General features: G+C 61.5%; 21 protein-coding genes. 14 read left to right on the forward strand and 7 right to left on the reverse strand.

The window, feature by feature from the left end:
• The first annotated feature begins 34 nt into the window (after positions 1-34).
• The 3 genes from ACFOGH_RS06140 (at position 35) to ACFOGH_RS06150 (ending at position 2234) form a co-directional block, all read left to right on the forward strand.
• The gene (locus tag ACFOGH_RS06140; protein ID WP_380072185.1) at positions 35-703 is read left to right on the forward strand and encodes a PspA/IM30 family protein; all 669 of its coding nucleotides are present in this window, start codon (positions 35-37) and stop codon (positions 701-703) included.
• A gap of 174 nt (positions 704-877) precedes the next feature.
• A complete protein-coding gene (locus tag ACFOGH_RS06145) occupies positions 878-1159 on the forward strand; it encodes a YiaA/YiaB family inner membrane protein (protein ID WP_380072186.1) in 282 nt (93 codons plus the stop codon).
• A gap of 73 nt (positions 1160-1232) precedes the next feature.
• A complete protein-coding gene (locus ACFOGH_RS06150) occupies positions 1233-2234 on the forward strand; it encodes an Lnb N-terminal periplasmic domain-containing protein (protein ID WP_380072187.1) in 1002 nt (333 codons plus the stop codon).
• A 103-nt stretch (positions 2235-2337) separates the two neighbouring features.
• Here ACFOGH_RS06150 and ACFOGH_RS06155 read toward each other — a convergent pair whose 3' ends face one another.
• The 5 genes from ACFOGH_RS06155 to ACFOGH_RS06175 form a co-directional block, all read right to left on the reverse strand.
• Positions 2338-3756 (reverse strand): trehalase family glycosidase, encoded by a 1419-nt coding sequence (locus ACFOGH_RS06155; RefSeq protein WP_380072188.1) that lies wholly within the window; start codon positions 3754-3756, stop codon positions 2338-2340.
• 155 nt (positions 3757-3911) lie between these two features.
• The gene (locus ACFOGH_RS06160; RefSeq protein WP_380072189.1) at positions 3912-4751 is read right to left on the reverse strand and encodes an amidohydrolase family protein; all 840 of its coding nucleotides are present in this window, start codon (positions 4749-4751) and stop codon (positions 3912-3914) included.
• 48 nt (positions 4752-4799) lie between these two features.
• Positions 4800-5639 carry a fumarylacetoacetate hydrolase family protein gene (locus ACFOGH_RS06165; protein WP_380072190.1) on the reverse strand — a complete coding sequence of 280 codons (840 nt, stop codon included), beginning with the start codon at positions 5637-5639 and terminating at the stop codon, positions 4800-4802.
• Positions 5640-5650: 11 nt separating this feature from the next.
• Positions 5651-6388, reverse strand: a complete 738-nt coding sequence (locus ACFOGH_RS06170) for an SDR family oxidoreductase (protein ID WP_380072191.1) — start codon at positions 6386-6388, stop codon at positions 5651-5653.
• 31 nt (positions 6389-6419) lie between these two features.
• Complete coding sequence (locus ACFOGH_RS06175) at positions 6420-7157, reverse strand: SDR family NAD(P)-dependent oxidoreductase (protein ID WP_380072192.1); 738 nt, start codon at positions 7155-7157, stop codon at positions 6420-6422.
• A gap of 126 nt (positions 7158-7283) precedes the next feature.
• Between ACFOGH_RS06175 and ACFOGH_RS06180 the strand changes: the two genes are divergently transcribed.
• From ACFOGH_RS06180 to ACFOGH_RS06230, 11 genes are all read left to right on the forward strand, one after another.
• Entirely contained in the window at positions 7284-8411 is a 1128-nt protein-coding gene (locus ACFOGH_RS06180) for a mandelate racemase/muconate lactonizing enzyme family protein (RefSeq protein ID WP_380072193.1), read from the forward strand.
• Positions 8408-9187, forward strand: coding sequence for an acetoacetate decarboxylase family protein (locus ACFOGH_RS06185; protein ID WP_380072194.1), 780 nt, complete (start codon positions 8408-8410; stop codon positions 9185-9187). Before ACFOGH_RS06180 ends, ACFOGH_RS06185 begins: the two co-directional genes overlap by 4 nt.
• Positions 9184-10137: a C-terminal binding protein gene (locus tag ACFOGH_RS06190; RefSeq protein ID WP_380072195.1), complete on the forward strand. Its 954-nt coding sequence runs from the start codon at positions 9184-9186 to the stop codon at positions 10135-10137. Before ACFOGH_RS06185 ends, ACFOGH_RS06190 begins: the two co-directional genes overlap by 4 nt.
• A gap of 70 nt (positions 10138-10207) precedes the next feature.
• Complete coding sequence (locus ACFOGH_RS06195; protein ID WP_380072196.1) at positions 10208-11248, forward strand: rhamnose ABC transporter substrate-binding protein; 1041 nt, start codon at positions 10208-10210, stop codon at positions 11246-11248.
• A gap of 57 nt (positions 11249-11305) precedes the next feature.
• Positions 11306-12799 (forward strand): sugar ABC transporter ATP-binding protein, encoded by a 1494-nt coding sequence (locus ACFOGH_RS06200; RefSeq protein ID WP_380072197.1) that lies wholly within the window; start codon positions 11306-11308, stop codon positions 12797-12799.
• Positions 12799-13809 carry an ABC transporter permease gene (locus ACFOGH_RS06205; protein WP_380072198.1) on the forward strand — a complete coding sequence of 337 codons (1011 nt, stop codon included), beginning with the start codon at positions 12799-12801 and terminating at the stop codon, positions 13807-13809. Before ACFOGH_RS06200 ends, ACFOGH_RS06205 begins: the two co-directional genes overlap by 1 nt.
• The gene (locus ACFOGH_RS06210; protein ID WP_380072199.1) at positions 13806-14756 is read left to right on the forward strand and encodes an ABC transporter permease; all 951 of its coding nucleotides are present in this window, start codon (positions 13806-13808) and stop codon (positions 14754-14756) included. Before ACFOGH_RS06205 ends, ACFOGH_RS06210 begins: the two co-directional genes overlap by 4 nt.
• Positions 14753-15469 carry a FadR/GntR family transcriptional regulator gene (locus ACFOGH_RS06215; RefSeq protein ID WP_380072200.1) on the forward strand — a complete coding sequence of 239 codons (717 nt, stop codon included), beginning with the start codon at positions 14753-14755 and terminating at the stop codon, positions 15467-15469. The genes ACFOGH_RS06210 and ACFOGH_RS06215 overlap by 4 nt, the downstream gene beginning before the upstream one ends.
• A gap of 1 nt (position 15470) precedes the next feature.
• Positions 15471-16520, forward strand: coding sequence for a Gfo/Idh/MocA family protein (locus tag ACFOGH_RS06220; RefSeq protein WP_380072201.1), 1050 nt, complete (start codon positions 15471-15473; stop codon positions 16518-16520).
• Between the two features lies 1 nt (position 16521).
• The gene (locus ACFOGH_RS06225) at positions 16522-17331 is read left to right on the forward strand and encodes a sugar phosphate isomerase/epimerase family protein (protein ID WP_380072202.1); all 810 of its coding nucleotides are present in this window, start codon (positions 16522-16524) and stop codon (positions 17329-17331) included.
• Between the two features lie 2 nt (positions 17332-17333).
• Positions 17334-17648 (forward strand): L-rhamnose mutarotase, encoded by a 315-nt coding sequence (locus ACFOGH_RS06230; protein ID WP_380072203.1) that lies wholly within the window; start codon positions 17334-17336, stop codon positions 17646-17648.
• Here ACFOGH_RS06230 and ACFOGH_RS06235 read toward each other — a convergent pair whose 3' ends face one another.
• Together ACFOGH_RS06235 and ACFOGH_RS06240 are read right to left on the reverse strand one after the other, a co-directional pair.
• A complete protein-coding gene (locus ACFOGH_RS06235; protein WP_380072204.1) occupies positions 17649-20081 on the reverse strand; it encodes a GcvT family protein in 2433 nt (810 codons plus the stop codon).
• A gap of 7 nt (positions 20082-20088) precedes the next feature.
• Entirely contained in the window at positions 20089-20961 is an 873-nt protein-coding gene (locus ACFOGH_RS06240) for a phosphotransferase (RefSeq protein WP_380072205.1), read from the reverse strand.
• Positions 20962-20969: the final 8 nt, after the last annotated feature.

Raw genomic sequence — 20969 nt, forward strand, 5'->3', positions numbered from 1 at the left:
TTCATGAACACCGTTCATAACAAGGGAGATTGAAATGTTCAAACTGTTTGTCACCCTGCTGCGTGGTCGCAACGCCGATGCCGCGGAAAGCCTGACCGATGCTGCGGCGCTGCCGATCCTGCGCCAGCAGTTGCGCGATTGCGCCGCCGGGGTCGAAACCGCTCGCCGCGCTGTCGCCATGGTGATGACCTATGCCGAGCGCGAACGCAAAGCGAGCGCCCGGATCAGCGCGCAACTGGCCGATCTGGAAACCCGCGCACTGGCCGCCTTGGCCCAAGGCCGCGAAGATCTGGCAACCGAAGCCGCCGGCGCGATTGCGCAGCTAGAGGCCGAAGCCGCCACCACCGCCAGCGCCCTTGCCACCTATGACGCCGAAATCGCACATCTGCGCAGCGTGCTGTCGGATGCCGAAACCCGCCTGCGCGATCTGCAACGCGGCCAACGCCTTGCCATCGCCACCGATCACAGCCAGCGGCTGCATGGTGCGGCAACCGTCGCCACGCTGGACGAGGCCGAAGCCACCCTTGCCCGCCTGCAAACCCGGCAATCCAACCTCGATGCGACCCGCGCCGCGATGCTGGAACTGTCCGCCTCGACCAATGCCGAAGCGATGCAGAACAGGCTAGCCGCGCTGGGTTGCGGCGCCCCCCTGCGCCCCGATGCGGCCTCGGTGTTGCAACGCCTGAAGGCCCGCGCCGCGTAAGCAGTTTTCCGACCGGGCGCGAAAAACCACAACATATTGTGTTTTTTGCCGCCACGACAGCCCGAGAACACAAGTCATTCCCATCTGGGAAACAGCAGGCCAAAAAATCCTGCCGCGTCACCGCGCCGCTTTCCCCGTATCCCAATCCACCAAACCCATCAAAGGAACACCGATATGAACGATCTTCTCGCCGCCAAACCCTCGTCCGCCTGGACCATGTTCACCTATCTGAACTTCGTCGTCGCTGCGGTGATGATGGGGGGAGGTATCTTCTTTATGGAGGCCACCTTTGCCGCCAAGGGCTTTTACGCGATGGCCGCGCTGATGCTGGTCAGCTCGACAGCCGCGATCACCAAATCCATCCGCGACGCCGAGGAATCGCAGCGCCTGCACAACAAGATCGACGAAGCCCGCACCGAGCGTTTGCTGATGGAAGTCAACACGCCCCGCGGTTAAGGCTGGGCGTTCAAGATCAAACGTGATTTTGCCGGGTCGCCGCGTGCGATCCGGCGCAAAGTCGGAGACGAGAATGCCCCTTCCCCCCGCTTCCCCCCTGCGCCGCTTTGGCCGCGCGCTTGGCCATGCAGCCTTTCTGATCGTGCTGGCGCTGGGTGCCGCATGGACGGCGACAGCCATGGCGTTCCAGTTGCACGGTTGGGTGCAGATCGCCGCATGGGTCGGCCTGGGTTTTGCCTTGCTGGCCGTGTTGATCCTGCGCTTTGGCAAACGCCGCTTGGGCTGGCTTGGCCTTGCTGTTGTCGCCCTCGCGGTCGCGGGCTGGTATAGCACCATCCACCCGCGCCAAGACCGCGATTGGGCGCCGGATGTGGCGCATGGCGTGACGGGCAGCGTCGCGGGCGATCAGGTGACGCTGAACAATGTGCGCAATTTCGACTGGACCAGCGACCTTGAAGGTATCCCGCATTGGGAAATCCGCAGCTATGATCTGACCAAACTGGACACCGTCGATATGTTCACCTCGACCTGGGGTGATCCGAACATCGCGCATCTGATCGTCAGCTTTGGCTTTCAGGGCGGCGACCATGTGGCGTTCTCGGTCGAGATCCGCAAGGAAAAGGGCGAGAGTTTTTCCTCGATCGGCGGCTTTTTCCGGCAGTTTGAACTGTCGCTGATCGCGGCGGATGAGGCCGACATCGTCAAGGTGCGCACCAATTTCCGCGGCGAGGATGTGCATCTGTTCCCCGTCAAGCTGGATGCCGCACAGCGCCGGGCGCTGTTCCTGCGCTATATCGCGTTTGGCAATGAACTGGCCGCAACCCCGCAGTTTTACAACACAGTGACGGCGAATTGCGCCTCGACCGTCTATCATCTGGTGCAAGTGATCAAACCCGACATGCCGCTGGATTACCGGCTGTTGTTCTCTGGGATGCTGCCGGAATACATCGACGAACTGGGCGGATTGCCGGGCGATATGCCGATGGATCAACGCCGCAAACTGGCCGCGATCAGTGCAAAGGCGCAGACTTGGGCTCCGGGGCAGGATTTCTCGGCGCTGATCCGGGGGCAGTGATGTGGCGCAGCTTTGCTGCATCGGCCAAGCCGGGGGTTTCACACCCCCGGACCCCTGTGGAGTATTTTCGCCAAGATGAAGGCATTTCGGTCGGCTTAGGCGCTTAGTCGGCGAGGTCGAGATAGACGCCGTTTGACCAGCCAAAGCCATCTTGCAGCGCGTATTCGCCGCCAGAACTGGGGGCAAGCGGATTGAGGACGTTGTATTTCTCGACAAACTTGCCCGAGGCCGCGAACACCGCATCACAGGTGGCCAGCCAGCGCAGGCGCAGGGTTTCGGCCAGATCGTGCAGGCCATAGCGCCTCAGGCCCTGCACCGCGATCCATTGCAACGGGGCCCAGCCGTTCGGGCTATCCCATTGCTGACCCGAGGTGATGTCGGTGGTCAGCAAACCGCCGGAGGCCAGCAGATGCTTTTCCATCCAGCGAGCGGCGGTTTCGGCTTGCGCCTGCGTCGCCGCCCCTGCGAAAAGCGGGAACATGCCTGCGGCGGTGGTCAGCAGATTGGGCTTGCCATCCGCGATCAGAACATCGTGGAAATACCCGGTCTCAGTGCTGTAAAACCGATGCGAGATCGCCGCGCGGCGCTGGCTTGCTGCCGCGCTATAGCTGGGGTCGCCCGAGGCTTCGGCCAGAATCTCCTCATAGCGCAACAGCAGGCAGTTCAGATCCACCGCCCACAGATCACAGGTGCGGATCGTCGTCAGATCCATCGGATCGGTCAGCCAACGCGCCGAGAAATCCCATCCGCTTTCGCAGGCGGCGCGCAGGTGGCGGAAATAGCCGTCGGGCACGCCTTTATGCGCAGCCTCGAGATCGGTGCCATACATCTCAATGCGCGGGCCGCTGGCGGCATCCCAATAGCGCGCGAGGCCATTGTGGTTGTGCGGCGTGTCGATGAAATAGCGGTATTCGCGCTGCATTTCCGGCAGATAGCGCGCGTAAGCCCCGGCCAGATCGCCCGTAGTGCGGCCATAATCCTGCACCATCTGCGCGAAGAACGGCGGCTGTGCGCGGGTCAGGAAATAGCTGCGAAAGCCGTTGGGGATATGGCCGATCTCGCGGATCGCATAGGCGAAATTCTCCAGCATGTCGCGCACCTGCGCGATTTGCCCGGATTTCAGCAGGCCGAGTTGGGTGAAATAGCTGTCCCAATAATACGCCTCCTGAAACCGCCCGCCGACCACCACATAGGGATGCGGCAGCGCGAACCGGCTGGAGCGTTCGGCGGGATCATCGGCGGGGCGGATCAGATGCGGCCAGATCGCCGCAAGATGCTGTTTCGGGCTGTGGTCGGGATTGGTGTGATAGGCGGTTTCATGTGCTGCCACCGGGCGAAAATGAGCGGCATAAAACGCTTTCAAATCCACCGGGCCGCGCACCTTGGCTGTATGGTAAGCGCTCAGGATATCAGCAGCGGGAAACAGCAGGATGGAATCGGAGATTGCCTTTTCATCCGGCCAAAGTCCCGACATATGCAGGTCTGTGAACAGATCGCTCAGGCTTTGCTCCAGATATTCCAAATCGCCCCCCTGCTATTGGCGTCCCAAAGCGTTTTCAAATCCCTTTTGCAATGCCGCGCTGACGCTGGCAACGCTTTTGGTCATCCTCTGTGCACAAATATCCCACGGGGGGAGGCTTTGGCGCCAGCCAAGGCCGTGGGGGGCGCGAAGCCCCCCTACGCAGGCAGCCGATAGACCTTGCGGGCGTTCTGATGGCCGATCAAAGCCTGCTCATCCGCCGAAAGGCCTGCCAGCAGGGCGCGGCTCATGTCGATCCAGTCCGGCAGGCCGACGCCCAGATTGACCACCGGCCAATCGCCACCCCAGATCATCCGCTCTGGCCCGAACAGCGCCAGCATCGCATCGGCATAGGGTTGCAGCAGCGCGACCGAGGCGGTGCCAGGCGCGCAGTTCACCGTGATGCCGGAAAACTTCAGCCAGACATGCGGCAGCGCCGCCATCGCCTGCATGCCGCGATACCAGGCGTCGAAACCCTGCCCCGCTACATCGGGGTTGCCGCAATGATCCAGCACCAGCGGCTGATCCGGGCAGGCGCGCGCCAGTGCCTCGGCTAAGCCCAGTTGGCGGGCGTGAAACACCATGTCATAGGTATAGCCCGCCGCGCCGATCTTGCGGATGTTGCGGCGAAAGCCTTCGGGCTGGCTCATCTCATCCGGCACCACATGCAGCAAGCGGCGGAAGCCTGCCACCGACAAGATTTTACATTCGGCCAGCCAATCGTCAAAACCCGCGTCCAGCTCGGGGCGGCACGAGGCGATCTGGCCCAGCATGCCGCCCTTGCCGACCAGCCCCGCGATCAGCCGTGCCTCGGCCTGATAATCGGCATCATCGACGCCGGTTTCCATGAACACCGTGCCGATCACGCCCTTGCCGTGTGACAGGCGGGCGTAGTCGGCGGGGGTGAAATCGCCTTGCAAGGCGGGCAGCGTATCGGTCCAGGCATAGCCCAGATGATCACGCAAGATCAGGTGTTGATGGGTGTCGATCAGATCCATGTGCCCCTCCGAAAGCGGAAGGCCCGGTGCTGCCACCGGGCCTTTGTCTTAATCTGCGATCACATCTTGGCGCTGCTGGCCCAGACCTTCGATGCCCAGTTCCACCACATCGCCCGCCTTCAGATATTTCGGTGGCTTCATTCCCAACCCCACACCCGGAGGCGTGCCTGTGGAAATCACATCGCCTGGATGCAGCGTCATGAACTGGCTGAGGTAGCTGACCAGATATTTCACACCGTAAACCATGGTCTTTGTGCTGCCGTTCTGCATCTTGGTGCCGTTCACCGTCAGCCACATCGACAGGTTTTGCGGATCGGCGACCTCATCCCGCGTCACCAGCCAAGGGCCGATCTGGCCGAAGTTGTCGCAGGATTTGCCCTTGGTCCACTGGCCCGAACGCTCGGTCTGAAAGGCGCGCTCGGAGACGTCATTGGTCACGGCATAGCCTGCCACGTAGTCCATCGCTTCGGATTCGCTGACGTATTTCGCCTTTTTGCCGATGATCACCGCCAGTTCCACCTCCCAATCGGTCTTTTCCGAGGTGCGTGGAATGATGATCGGATCATTCGGGCCGCAGATGGCCGAGGTGGCTTTCATGAAGATGATCGGCTCGGGCGGCACGGTCGCGCCGGTCTCGGCAGCATGGTCGGAATAGTTCAGGCCAATGCAGATGAATTTGCCGGTGCCCGCAACGCAAGGCCCCAGACGCCCGCCCTGCACGATGGGCAGTCGGGCCGGATCGGCGGCGCGGATTTTCGCCAAGCCTGCATCCGACAACACATCACCGCCGATGTCCGAGACGATGGCGGACAGGTCGCGCACGGTGCCGTCGCTGTGCAAAATCCCCGGTTTCTCAGCGCCCACAGGCCCATGACGAAGCAGTTTCATCGTAAAATTCCTTATGCGTTGGCCCAGCCGCCGTCGATCACATGTGCGACGCCGGTGGTGTAGGTGGATTCGTCGGAAGCAAGATAGGTGACAAGCGCCGCGATTTCCTCGGGCTTGCCGATACGGCCAATCGGTTGGCGGGCGATGAAGGCGGCGCGTGCGGCCTCGTAATCGCCAGTGTCGCGCAGGCGTTGTTCAAGGCTGGGGCTTTCAACCGTACCGGGGCAGATCGCGTTGCAGCGGATGCCTTTGGAGATGAAGTCCACCGCGATGGATTTTGTGAGACCAATCACCCCCGCTTTGGTCGCGCCATAGACAAAGCGGTTGGGCGCTGCGATGACGCTTGAGGCGACCGAGGCCATGTTGATGATCGAGCCGCCGCCGTTGGCGATCATACCGGGCAGAAAGGCCCTACACATCCGATACATAGCCGTCATGTTCAAATCAAGGCTGAACGCCCACTGGTCTTCGTCACAGTCCAGTATCGTGCCTGCGGCGACAAAGCCTGCGCAGTTGAACAGCACATCAAACGGCCCCAAAGCGGCGGCTTCGGCAATCGCCGCCGGGTCACGCACGTTCAGCACCCGCGTCTCGATGCCCTCTGCCGCCAGTTCCGCCAGCGTTGCTGCGTTCACGTCCGTCGCCAGCACCTGCGCACCCTCGCGTGCCATCATCAGCGCCGAGGCCCGCCCGATGCCCTGCCCCGCCGCCGTGATCAGCGCGCGTTTGCCTTGAAGTCTGCCCATCAAACCCTCCTGATTTGGCGAGAACATGCCCCGGTTACGCGGGCAGGTCCATCAAATTGGTAAAGATTTCTTGCCGCACGTCGAGCAAAACCTCGGCCACATCGCGCGCCTGCGGCCCGCACATCCAAGCCATGACGCTGGCCGGAACCTCGGGGCGCACCAGTTTTTCCTGCGGGATCTTGCTGATCGGGTTGAAGCCCGCCGCGCGGATCTCGCCCTGCATTGCGGTGTCGGTGGGCGGGATGCCGACGAAAAAGCATTTCACATCTGGCGCCAGTTCCATCGCCATCATCTGCGTCAGCATCCGCATCGCAGCTTTGGTGGAACAATAAACCGTCCAACCCTCCATTGGCGTCGTCGCGGCCCCCGTCCCCGCATTGACGATCACGCCCTTGGCCGCGCGCAGCAGTGGCAGCGCCGCAAGCGCCATGCGATGCACGCCGATGACGTTAACGGCAAAGGCCGGGGCCAGCGCATCCGACGCCAGTTCCGCCAGCGGCCCGATCGGCGTGATCATGCCCGCGTTGTTCACCAGCACATCCAACCGCCCCGATTCGTCCGTGATCCGCGCGATGGCGGCATCGACATCGGCTTGTTTGGTTACATCTAGCGCCAGCACCGTGGCGGCATCAGGCAACGCCTCGGCAGCTTCGCCGGCGAACACGCCCGCATAGGTGCGCGCGCCGTTTGCCACCAGAATCCTGACCAATTCGGCACCAATGCCCTTGCCCGCCCCGGTCACAAGAACGGTGCGACCGGTCAGATCTGGCACGGGAACAGGGGCTAGGTTGAACATTTTTCTTGACCTCTGCTTTCTAAGCGTTGTTAATTGGCCTTACCAATTATCGAAGTATCGCGAACTGACGGCAAAAGTCAAACGCGGGTTTGGGGGGAGAAGATGACGAAAATCGCGCGGATTGAGCCGATCCCGATTGAATACCCCGACCCGAATGATTTCGGCACGATCCGGCGCACGGTGCTGGTGCGGGTGGAAACCAATGATGGCGTGGTGGGCTGGGGCGAAAGCATCGCGATGTGGCCAGAGGCTTGCCGCGCCACCGCGCTGGTGATCCGCGAAGGACTGACGCCGATCCTGCTGGGCGAAGCCATTGATATTGATGCGCTTTGGATCAAGATGCGCCGCCATGTCTGGTGGTATGGCGAGGGCGGGATTGCCTCACTCGCGATCTCGGGCATCGACATGGCGTTGTGGGATATTCGCGGCAAGGTCGCGGGCAAGCCGCTGTATGAGCTGTTCGGCGGATTGAAGCATGAGCGTTTGCTCGCCAATGCCTCAAGCCATGTGAACAAGAAGGGCGAGGCGGCTTGTGTTGCCGATGTAGAAGGGTTCTTTGCCAACGGCTTCCGCTCCACCAAGCTGGGCTTTGCGAAGAAGGGTGAAAGCAATATCGGCGGCGATCCGGATGTGGATGTGTCTTTCATCCGCGCTTTGCGCTCGGCGCTTGGCCCGGATGCCGGAATTTTGGTCGATATCGGCAACGGCGTGCGCTGGGATGTTGATACGGCAATTTCTGTGGCCAACCGGATGCACGATCTGGGCATCGGCTGGTATGAAGAACCGCTGTATGTCACCGACGACGCGGGCTATCGCCGCTTGCGCGCCCATACAAAGGTGCGGCTGGCGTCGGGAGAGCGTGAATTCACCGAAGCAGGCTACCGCCGCCAGATGGAGTTTGTGCAGGCGATTGACGTCTACGGCGTCGATCCGGCGCGGGTTGAGGGCATCACCGGCTTCCGCCGCGTCGATGCTTTGGCCACGCAGTATGGCAAGGTGGTGAACGCGCACGCTTGGTCTACTGCGATCACCACGGCGGCCAGCCTGCATCTGTCGTTGGCATCGCCCAATACCGAGGTGTTTGAATTCAAACCCTTCCCTGTGGTGGTGCAAGACGAATTGGTGGCCGAAAAGATCTGGCACAAGGATGGCTGGGCCTATCCGTTGCACGGCCCCGGTTTGGGCATCGAGGTGCAGGAAGATGTCGTGCGCCGGATTGCGATGCCATGACAACCCGCCCGCCCTATCTGACCCCGCCCAGCGAGGACGATATCCGCAAGGGAGGCTTTTCAACGCCTTGGGATGCGCCGATGGTGCCGCCCTTCCCGTTCCGCTTTCGCAATGCCGAGATCCTGACGGTGTACTGGCGCACAGACCCGGCGGCGCTGGCCTATCTGCTGCCGCCGCCGTTGCGGCCCGAAGGCGATGTGGTGTGCTGCCATATCTACAAGATGAACGACACAGATTGGCTGGGCCCTTACACCGAGGCAAATGTGATGTTCGGGGCGGCGTTGGGCGACCGGAAAGGTGCCTATTCGCCCTATCTGGTGTTGTCGTCCGATATCGGCGTCGCGCATGGCCGCGAAACCCATGGTCAGCCCAAAAAGCTGGGCAAACCGCAGCTTGAGGCGCGCGGTGATCTGTTCGTGGCCACGGTCGAGCGGAATGGCATTGAGGTGCTGACGGCCACCCTGCCCTATAAGCAGCGCCCCTGCGACCCGGCACGGCTGAAGCCCTATTTCGACTTTGCCACCAATCTGAACCTGAAAGCGTTGGATCATATTGATGGCACACCCGCCATTCGCCAACTCACCTCGCGCTGCCTGTCGGATGTGGTGGTGCATGAGTGCTGGGAGGGGCCCTGCACGGTTGAATTACGTGCCAATGCGCAACTGCCAATCTTCCGCTTGCCCGTGTTGGAGCCGCTGCAAGGCTTTTACTGGCGGGCCGATTTCACCCTCGTCCCCGGCGAGATCATTCACGACTATCTGAAGGTTCAACCATGAAAGTTGTCGTCACCGACTACACCTTCCCGGCCTTGGATCAGGAAGCTGCCGCCGCAAAAGCCGCCGGGGCGGAATTCGCCGCACATCAATGCAAATCCGCCGCCGAAGTCGCCGCTGCTGTCGCTGGAGCTGATGTTGCCGTGGTGCAATTCGCGCCCTTCGGCCCCGAAGCAGCCGCCGCAGTCAAACCCGGTGCGACGGTGATCCGCTATGGCGTCGGTTATAACAACATAGATCTTGCCGCCGCCAAGGCTCATGGCCTGAAAGTCGGCTACGTGCCTGACTATTGTGCCGATGAGGTCGCCGACCACACCGCTGCAGCCGCCCTGACCCTTCTACGCAAGCTGGTGCCGATGGATGCGTCGGTGCGGGTCGGGGAATGGGCGGCGGTAAAGATCGCCAAGCCGATGAAACCGTTCAACAAAACGAACTTTGGCTTCTTTGGCCTTGGCAATATCGGCCGTGCGGTTCATGCCCGGCTGCAAGGCTTTGGCTTTCAGTTTCTGGCTGCCGATCCCGGCCTGACTGAAGCGCACGCCGCCGGGATGGGGGTGCGCAAGGTCCCACCCGAGGTGCTGCTGGCCGAGGCCGACATCATCAGCCTGCACGCCCCCGCCACCGCCGAGACCACCGAATATTTCAACGCGGCTCGCCTTGCCACGATGCAGCCGCACGCGATGCTGGTGAACTCGGCGCGTGGACAGTTGATCAACGAGGCGGATCTGGCGCAGGCGCTGACGGTCGGCACCATCGCGGCGGCGGCACTGGATGTGTTCCATGTGGAGCCGCTACCCACTGACAGCCCTTTGCGCACAGCCCCAAATCTGCTGCTGACCCCGCACGCCGCCTGGTATTCCGAGGCCGCTATCCATCAGCTTCAGCATCTGGTGGCGGGTGACATCACCCGCGCCCTGGCTGGCCAAGGGCCGCGCAAGCCGGTTCCGCAGTAAACTAACCCGCGGGAAACCAAGGGAAATAACCCGGCACGGGGTTCGTGCCAAACTTATCTGGGAGGATAACATGAAACACGTTCTACTTGGCGCAGCCGCCGCGATGATGCTGACGACCGCGAATTTCGCCTATGCCGACACGATCAAACTGGAACCCGGCAAGGAAACCAACATGGTTTTGCTGCCGAAATTCCTGGGCATTCTGGTATTTGATCAGGCCAATGAGGGCGCGCAAGAGGCCCACAAGGAACTCGCCAACCCCGGCAAGCTGGAATTCACCGGCCCCACCCCGGAAAACTCCACCGCTGGCCAGATTGAGATCATGACCACCGCTGGCACCCAGAAACAGGGCGCGGTGATGCTGTCGAACAACGCGGGCGACCAGATCGTTCCGGCGGCAGAGGCTGCACAGGCCGCTGGCACCAAGGTCGTGACATGGGATAGCCCGATCCCCGGCGGCAAGGGCGAAAGCGTGTTTGTGGCACAGGTCGATTTCGGTTCAATCGGCACGGTGATGGCCGATATGGCGATGGATATTCTCGGCGGCAAAGGCAAGATGGCAGTGCTGTCGGCGACGCCCGATGCCTCGAACCAGAACGCCTGGATCGAGTCGATGAAAGCCGCCCTCGCCGCCGATCCGAAGTATAAGGATATCGAACTGGTTGACGTGGTTTACGGCGATGACCAAGCCGAGGTGTCCTATAACCGCGCGTTGGCGCTGGTCGATAAATACCCGGATCTGGGCCTGATCATGTCGCCGACCACGGTGGGCATCCAAGCCTCGGCCAAGGCGATGCAGGATGAAGGCCTGTGCGACAAGGTCAAAGTCTCGGGCCTTGGTCTGCCGTCGGAAATGGTCAGCTACACGATGAACGGCTGCGCCCCGGAATTCGCTTTGTGGGATTTCCGCGATCTGGGGTATCTGACCTATTACACCGCTTACGGTCTGGCGACGGGCCAGTTGAAGGGTGACATTGGCGAGACCTTCACTGCGGGCCGCATGGGCGATTACACGATCGAGGCGGATCCGGGCCGTGAAGGGGCCAAGCGCATCCTGATGGGGCCGTTCACTGTCTATAACAAAGACAACGTCGAAGCCGCTGCAAAGTAAGGCTTTTCTGTGCGGCCGGGTTCGCTCGGCCGCGCTTCTTTCCGACGGATTGGTGCGATGAAACCAGTGCTTGCCCTGCGACAGGTCTCGAAGAATTTCGGCATGACCGCCGCCCTGACCGATATGACGCTGGAACTTTTCCCCGGCGAAGTTCACGCAATCGTCGGCGAGAATGGCGCGGGCAAATCCACCATGATCAAGATCATGACCGGGATTCACCAGCCAACTTCCGGCACGGTTGAGGTGGACGGTGCGCCTGTGGTGCTGAACGGATCAAAAGCGGCGCGTCTGCGTGGCATCGCTGCGATCTATCAGGAACCGATGGTGTTTCCCGATCTGGATGTTACCGAAAACATATTCATTTCCGCCACTTCCGGCCTTTTGTTGAACCGTTCCGCGATGCGCCGCCATGCCCGCGAGTTGATCGCCCGCATTGGCATGACGCTGGATGTGGACCGCATCGCTTCGGGCCTGTCGCTTGCCGAGCAGCAAGCGGTGGAAATCGCCCGCGCGCTGAGCCAAGACGTGCGCGTGCTGATCATGGACGAACCCACCGCCAGCCTTTCGGCGCATGAGGCATCCGAACTGCGCCGCATTGCCCGTGCTTTGGCGGCGGATGGCGTCTCGGTGGTCTATATCTCGCACCGGCTGGAGGAGGTGTTTGAGCTTGCCAATCGCGTCTCGGTGATCCGCGACGGCAAGCATATTTCCACCAAGCTGATTTCTGAGACCGATCCGCAAACCCTGATCGCCGAGATGGTGGGGCGTGAGGTCGGCAACTATTTCACCAAGATGCCCTCGACCGCCACCGCCGAAACCCTGCTTTCCGTGCAAGGGCTTGCCGTTGATGGTGTGTTTGAAGGCATCAGTTTCGATATCAAGCGCGGCGAGGTGCTGGCAATGGCGGGCCTGATCGGCGCGCGGCGCACCGATGTGGCGCTGGCGCTGTTCGGCATGCTGAAAACCAGCGCCGGGACTGTCACCTATAAAGGCCAACCGCTGAAAATCACCTCGTCCCGCGCAGCCATCGACAATGGCATCGCTTACGTCTCGGAAGATCGCCGCAAGATGGGGCTGGCGATGGCTCTGCCGATCCGCTGGAACATCACGCTTGCGACCTTGCAGAAATATCTGTCGCCGCTGGGGCTGATCAACACTGGGGCCGAGATCACAACCGCTTGGAGTTACAAGCAAAAGCTGAACATCCGCACCCCGAACACCGATATCGCCGTGGGCAATCTTTCGGGCGGCAACCAGCAAAAGGTGATGCTGGCGAAATGGCTGAACATGGCCCCCGACCTGCTGATCGTCGATGAACCGACCCGTGGCATTGATGTGGGCGCCAAGGCCGAGGTCCACGCCCTGATCCGCGCCTTTACCGCTGCGGGTGGGACGGCATTGGTGATTTCATCCGACCTGCCCGAAGTCTTGGCGCTTGGCGACCGGATTCTTGTGATGCGCGAGGGCCGCCAGATGGCGATTATCGACCACGCCGATGCCAGCCAGGAATCCATCATGGCGCTTGCCACCGGACAAAAGGACGCCGCCTGATGGGCCTGATTTCCCGCCTTTCCCCCGCCGCCCTGCGTATCCTCGCCCTGCTGGCCGTGCTGGCCGTGGTGCTGATCTTTTTTGCCACCCAGATCGAGGGCTATCTGAACGGCCGTCTGTTCAACCGCATCTCGTCCTCGGTTGCCATCATGGCGCTGATCGCCACCGGGCAAACCCTGGTGATCCTGACCCGCAACATTGACCTCTCGGTCGGCTCGGTGGTGGGCTTTACCGCCTTTGCCACAGGCTCGATCATCACCAACCACCCCGATCTGCACCCACTGCTTTTGCTCGCCTATGCCGCGCTGCTTGGCACCGCGTTTGGCGCGATCAACGGCGCGTTGGTGGCCTATGCCCGCGTGCCGTCGATCATCGTCACGCTGGCCACCATGGCGCTGTATCGGTCTTTCCTTGTGGAATATTCCGACGCCAAATCCATCACCACCAACAGCCTGCCAAGCTGGCTGACCGATTTCCCCAACCTGCCGGTGTTCTCGATTGGCGCGATGGAGTTCCGCGCCGGTTTCACCGCCAGCCTTGCGGTGGTGATCCTTGTGCATCTGTGCCTGACCCGGCTGCGCCCCGCCCGCGCCCTGTTCGCGGTCGGCTCTAACCCCGAAGCCGCCGATATGGCGGGCATCGACGCCAAGCGCGTGGTGTTTGCCGCCTTCGCGCTGTCGGGCCTGATGGCGGGGCTGGCGGGCTTCATGTTTCTGGCGCGTTTCGGCACCATCACCGTGGTCGCAGGGCTGGGGTTCGAGTTGAAATCCGTCGCCTCCTCGGTCGTCGGCGGAGTCAATATCTTCGGCGGTTCCGGCTCGGTGATCGGGGCGTTCCTCGGCGCGATCTTGGTGGATCTGCTGGAAACCAGCCTTGTCCGCTGGGCGGTGGTTTCCGAATTCTGGCGTGAGGCCGTCCTCGGCGCGTTGATCCTGCTCGCTGTCGCCACCGACACCCTGCTGTCGCGCCGCCTGGCCCGCCTGCGCGCCAAGAAAGGAGACACCAAATGAGCCGCCTGTTCTCTTGGGAAGGATTCCTGTTTGCCTGCCTTGCGGTGATCTTCACCTTCAACGCCGTGGCAGCACCCGATTTCCTCAGCATTTCCAACCAGATCAATCTGTTCCAGCTTTCCATCGAGAAGATCATTCTGGCGCTGGTGATGACCTTCGTGATCATCAACGCCGAGATTGACCTTTCGGTCGGCTCGATGATGGGTCTGTCGGCCTGCACCTTTGGCTATCTGGTGCAGATGGGCACCCCCGCCCCGCTAGTGATCCTGATCTGCCTGGCCATCGGCGTCGCGGGCGGGTTTTTCAACGGCTGGTTCACCGCCCGCCTTGGCCTGCCCAGCCTTGTCGTCACGCTTGCCACCCTGATCGGCTTTCGCGGTCTGGCCCGCGTCATGCTGGAAGATCGCGGCATCGGCGGCTTTCCCGATTGGTTCGCGGCCCTTGGCCAACGCGGCCTGATCGGCCCCGTGCCCTTCGCGCTGATCGCCTTTGTGGCGCTGTTCGTGGCGCTGTACATCCTGCTGGAACGCTCGGGCTTTGGCCGCAAGACCTATGTGATCGGATCAAACCGCGATGTGGCTGATTTCGCGGGCATCGACACCGCGCGGCACAAGATCATCATCTTCACCATGTCCGGCCTTGCCGCCGCATTCGCAGGCCTGCTTTACGCCGCCCGTGTCGGGGCCGTGCGTGGCGATGTCGCGAGTGGCTTCGAGTTGGACGTGATCACCATCGTCCTTCTGGGCGGCGTCAGCATCTTCGGAGGCAAAGGCACGCTGGTGGGCACGCTGCTGTCGATCCTGATCGTGCTGAACCTGCGCAACGGCATGGCGCTTTTGAACATCACAGGGCATATCCAGACTGGGGTGATTGGCCTGTTGCTGATCGCCTCTGTGGTCATCCCACGCATCAAACTCCCCTCCCTCAAACCCGAGGCCGCCGCATGACCGATCCCATCCGCATCGAGTTTGAAACCCCAATCCAGCGCGAATCCGTCGCCGAAATGGTGGTGCGCCGCATCCTCGACATGGTGAAATCCGGCGTGCTGAAAGCAGGCGACGCGCTGCCACCCGAGCGTGATCTGGCACTTTCGCTTGACGTATCAAGGCCTTCGGTGCGCGAGGCGATGCGCGGGCTTGCCGTTTTGGGCGTGGTGAAATCGCGCCAAGGCGGCGGGGCTTACATCAGCGATCTTGGCCCCGATGCCCTGCTCGGCCCGCTGCAATTCTACCTGTCGCTTGAGCAGATGAACATCCGCGAGCTGTACGACGCGCGCGCGCTGATCGAATCCGATGTCGCCCGCCGCGCCGCCGTCAACATCACCGAGCCCGATCTGGCGCGGCTTGAAGCACTGCTCGCGACCCAGCACGACACCATCGGCGATGCTTTGGCGTTCCGCAAATCCGACTTCGAGTTTCACGAAATCATCTGGATCGGCTCGGGCAATGCCTTTCTGAAGCGCATCGGCGAAAGCCTGAACGTGATCGGCCTTGAATTCCGCAAACGCGCCTCGGAACGCCCCGGCGTGTTGCAGCAATCCTTGCAAGATCACCGCCGTCTGCTGGATGCGCTCAAGGCCCGCGACCCTGCGGCAGCGGCGGCGGCGGCCGAGGCGCATATGCAGAATGTTTACCAATCCACCGTTGCGCAGGAAGAATAGCATGGCAAAGATCGGAGTCGTCGGCATCGGCTGGTGGGCCTGTTTCAACCACATCCCTACGCTGCAAGCCTCTGGCGATGTTGAGAAAATCGCCATCTGTGATCTCGACCCCGCGCGGCTTGCGCTGGTTGGCGATCAGTTCGGCATCGCCGCGCGCTACAGCGACGTGGCCGAAATGGTTAAAGCCGAAGGCCTGGATGGCGTGATCATCTCCACCCCCCATATCGCCCACACCAAGCCCGCACTTGCCGCCCTGCAAGCGGGCGCGCATGTGCTGGTGGAAAAACCGATGGCCACAACGGCCGCCGATGGCCGCGCGATCGCCGCCGCAGGGATTGCGGCGGGGCGTGAGGTGTTGATCTCCACTGGCCTCAACTACACCAAATTCTCTGCCCAAGCCGCCGATTGGGTGCGCGCAGGGAAAATCGGGCAGGTCCGCCACGCCGCATGCCAGATGGGGTCGGCGCTGGATGATCTGATGGCGGGCGAGCCGATGCTGGAGACCGCGAACCACCTGTTCCGCCCCCCGGCCTCGACCTGGGCCGATCCGGCCAAGGCGGGCGGCTATGCTTGGGGGCAGATGAGCCATTCGCTCGCCTGGCTCTGCTATGTCGCAGATGTGCAGTTCCAGTCGATCTACTGCCTTGATACCAAATCGAAAACCGGCGTCGATTACTACGATGCCGCGGTGGGCCGCTGCACCAATGGCGCCTCTGTTGCGCTGTCGGGGGCCTCGACCGTGCCGAAACAGCGCGGCATGCACACCGATGTCCGCATCTATGGCACCGAGGGCGTGATCTGGTTTGATTGCGAAGCAGGCCGCGCACGGCTGGAGCTTTCCCGCCTTGATGGCAGCAATGAGACCTACCAGATGGCCCCCGGCGAGGCCGATTATGACGGCAGCCTTCCCGTTAGCCATTTCGCCGCACTCTGCGCCGGCCGTCCCGTCGGCAATCCCGCCAATGGCGAAAACGGTGCCCGCGTGACCGAGGCGATTGCCGCGATGTATGCCTCTGCCGCCTCTGGCCAGCCTGTGCAGATCGGGGCTTAAGATGAAACTGTCGCTTACCTCATGGTCGTTCCCCGCCTGTTCACTGCAAGAAATTGCCGCCATCAGCCGCGCTTTGGGGATAGGCGCGCTGGATGTCGGCCTGTTTTACCGCTCAGGTCTTAACAAATCGGAAATTCTCGCCGATCCAAAGGCTGCGGCCGAGCCATTGCGCAATCTTGGCGTCACCATACCGAATTACTACCATCTTTTCGGCGAGGGGATTGACGGCCAAAATCTCTCCCTCCCCGGCACAATCGCCCAAAATATCAAAGACACTGAAGCCATCCTGACCTTTGCCGATGCCGCTGATATTGCTACAGTTTTCATCCTGCCAGGGGTGATCAACCCCGGCCAGTCGCGCGATCAGGCGGGCGGACAGTCGGCGGAATCGCTGAAAGCGCTGCTCGAAGTCGCCAGCCACCACAAAGCGCAACTTTGTATCGAGCCGCATGTGCAAAGCTGGGCAGAAAGCCCTGCCCTCGTGCAGCGGCTGGTGGATCAGACCGGGGTGAAATTGGCGTTGGATTACAGCCACTTCGCCTGCCTCGGCTATCGTCAGGACGAAATCGACCCGCTAGCGCAGCACGCCGCCCATGTGCATCTGCGGCAGGCGAAAATGGGCCATCTGCAAGCCAAATTCGCCCAAGGCACGCTGAATTTTCCTGCAATGTTCGCCACCCTGCGCGATGCTGGCTATCAGGGCTACTTGGCGCTTGAGGCCGTGCATCAGGATTACATGAACACGCTGACCGAAGACGTGCTGACCGAAACCATCCTGATGCGGGATTGTTTCCAGAATTGGAAAGGTTAACCATGCCCGGATACGCTTGGGTGCTGGAAGTCCGCCCCGGATACGAGGTTGAATACCTCAAACGCCATGACGAAATCTGGCCGGAAATGCTGGAAGCCCTGCGCGAGGCGGGTATCCGCAATTACAACATCTTCCGGCATGGACTGACCCTGTTCGGCTTTTTCGAAACTGATGATCTGGAGGCGACCAAGGCCTATCTGCGCACATCGGAAACCGATAAGCGTTGGGGCGAATGGATGGCGCCGATCATGAAGATAGAGATCGACCCCACCACCAACTACCCGTATTTGCTGCCAAAACAGTTCTATATGGCCTGATCACGCCTTGATCCGGCTGCCGGTCGGATCATAGAGCGGGGCCAGATGCAACCGAGCAGGCACCCGCTCGGCGGCAACCTCCAACTCATAGTTGCCAGAGGTCATGAACGCCTCATCCACGCCCTTGCTGCGCACGAAACCATAGCCAATCGGTTTGTCGATCGTATGGCCGTAGCCGCCGGACGACAGCCAGCCCACCCGTTCGCCATTGCGATAGATTGTCTCGCGGCCAAGCAAAATCACGCGCGGATCATCCACCGTAAACGCCGCCAGACGCTTATTGACGCCGGCCGAAACTTGGGCTTCCAGCGCCGCGCGGCCCAGAAAATCCACCCCCGATTTCATCTTGCAGGCCCAAAGCAATCCGGCCTCGACCGGCGTGTGATCCGGCCCGATATCCGCGCCCCAAGCGCGATAGCCCTTTTCCAGCCGCAAGGTTTCAATCGCACGGTAGCCCGCGTTCACCACGCCACCACCCGCCATCAACGCCTCATAAACCGTCACCGCCATGTCTGTCGGCATGTGCAGTTCCCAGCCGAGTTCGCCGACATATGTCACGCGCAAAGCCAGAACCGGGCAGCCCGCCACCGAAATCTGCCGCGCGGTGCTGAATTTGAAGCCATCATTCGACAGATCATCCGGGCAAACCCGCGCCAGCACCCTGCGCGCTTCTGGCCCCATCAGCGACAACACCGCCGAGCCAGAGGTCACATCGACCAACTGACAATTTCCAGACAAATTGCGGCTGATCCAGTCGAAATCATGGGTCGCAAAGCCGGTGCCGGTGACGATGTAAAACTCATCCCAAGCCCGCCGCACCACGGTTACATCGGCCTCAATGCCGCCCTTGGCGTTCAGCATTTGCGTATAGGTCAGGCTGCCCACCGCGCGATCCACATTGCCCGCTGTGATGTAATTCAATGCCTTGGCGGCATCCGGCCCCTTCAGCATGAACTTGGCAAACGAGGATTGGTCAATCAGCACCGCCCCCGACCGACAGGCCAAATGCTCGCGCCGCACCTGATCCCACCAACCGGGGCGGCCATAGGAATAGACGTCCTCGGCTACTTCACCAACTGACAGATCGGCGAACCAGTTTGGCCGCTCCCACCCCAGCTTTTCGCCAAAACACGCCCCCGCCGCCTTCAGATGCGCATACAAAGCCGAGCGCCGGGTGGGCCGCGCAGAGCGCATTTCCTCGGATGGCCAAGCGATGGTGTAGTGCTTGCCGTAAGCCTCCAGCGTGCGCGCGCGCACCCAATCGGTCGATTGATGCACCCGGCCAAAGCGGCGAATGTCCACCGGCCACAGATCATAGGGCGCTTCACCCTTCGCGGCCCATTCCGCCAAAGCCATGCCCGCTCCGCCCGCCGAGGCGATGCCAAAGGCGTTGAACCCTGCGCCGACATAGAAATTCTTCAACTCTGGCGCCTCGCCCAAGATGAAATTGCCATCGGGCGTGAAGCTTTCCGGCCCGTTCAAAAGCTGCTTCACCCCGGAATGTGCCAAGGCAGGCACCCGCGCAATCGCATCATCCATGAACTGCGCGTAGTGGTCGTAATCCGAGGTCAGCAGGTCAAAGTGAAAGCCTTCGGGGATACCATTCACCGCCCAAGGCTTCGGGTTCGGCTCATAGCCACCCCAGACCAGCCCGCCGACATCTTCCTTCCAATAGGTGCGGCGATCCGGGTCGCGCAAGGTGGGCAGACCCGGCGTAACGCCTTCAATACGTTCGGTAATCATATATTGATGCTCGACCGAGACGAGGGGCACATTCACCCCCACCGAGCCCGCCAGCACCCGCGTCCATTGCCCGGCGCAACAGATCACCTTCTCACATTCGATCACCCCGAACGGTGTTTCCACCCCGCGAATACGGCCCTGATCCACGATCACCCGCGTCACCGGGGTATCTTCAAAAATCTTCACCCCGGCCATCCGCGCGCCCTTGGCCAAGCTTTGCGTGATGTCCGACGGATTCGCCTGCCCGTCGGTCGGCAGATAGGCCGCGCCGACCAGATCATCAATCGTCATCAACGGCCACAGATCCTGCGCCTCTTGCGGGGTCAGCAGGTGCATCTCCAACCCGAAAGATTTCGCCGTGGTGGCCTGCCGCTTCACCTCCGTCCAACGCGCTTCATTACACGCCAACCGCAGGCCGCCGTTCATCTTCCAGCCGGTCTGCAGCCCAGTTTCCGCCTCCAGCCGTTTGTAGAGGTCAACCGAATACCCCAACAGTTGCGTGATGTTAGCCGAGGTTCTTAACTGCCCGACAAGCCCTGCCGCGTGAAAGGTGGTGCCAGAGGTCAGCTTTTTCCGCTCCAGCAGAACCGTGTCGGTCCAGCCGAGTTTACCCATGTGATACGCCGTCGAGCAGCCGATAATCCCGCCGCCAATGATCACCGCGCGGGCGGTAGTGGGTAGGTCAACCATTTGATCCTCAAGCGTTTTCAAAAGCGGCATAGGCCGCCCTGTAGGTGGAAAGATTGCCTGCCGTATAGGCGGCATAATCGAAATCAATCTGAGAATGGATTTCGGAAACCATGCTCCACAGCGTTTCGCGCAAAGCCGCCGCTGCCTTCATCGCCTTGTATTTGCGCCACAATTCCGCATCCGGCGCGCGGTCGTAATAGCGCGTGAGCATCCGAGCCTCTTGTGCCGCGGTCAGCCCGTTGTTGGCAGCAAGCCCGCCCAGATCAAACAGCGGCGCATTGAAACCGGCATAGTCCCAATCCACCAGCCACAGGCGCCGCCCGTCATGCAGAAAATTCGCCGGCAGCAGGTCGTTATGGCCGAAAACCAGATCAATCTGGCCCACCGCCACCTCCAGCCGCGCCGCCTGCGCCAGAAGATCCGGCAGCAGCGCGGCATAGCCCGAGCCCGCATCGCGCAGAGTCGCCGCATAGTCGCGCAGCACATGGAACACCCAGAACACCATCGCTGGGCCGCGCAGATGCTGCGGGATATCGCGATGCGCCCGCGCCACCAGATCCAGTGCCTGATCCAGCACCGCATCATCGGCAAAATCGGCAGCAGTCAGGGTGCGGCCTTCGACAAACGCGATCACCAGCACACCTGGTTCATGGTGAAACACCGCAGGGGACACCCCGGCGGCATGGGCGGCGCGGCTGGCCGAGAGTTCGTTGAACCGCAAAATCTGATGTAGCGGGATGTCATCGCCGATCCGCACCACAACCTTTTGCGCATCATCTTCGGCGGTAAAATTGACATTGGTGATGCCGCCGCCCAAGGGTGCTACCCGAACAGCGCCGCGCCAGATCGGCAGATTTTGCACCTTTTCCAGTGGAGTCATCACGCCTC

The organism is Cypionkella sinensis, assembly GCF_042646385.1.
GTDB lineage: Bacteria > Pseudomonadota > Alphaproteobacteria > Rhodobacterales > Rhodobacteraceae > Cypionkella > Cypionkella sinensis.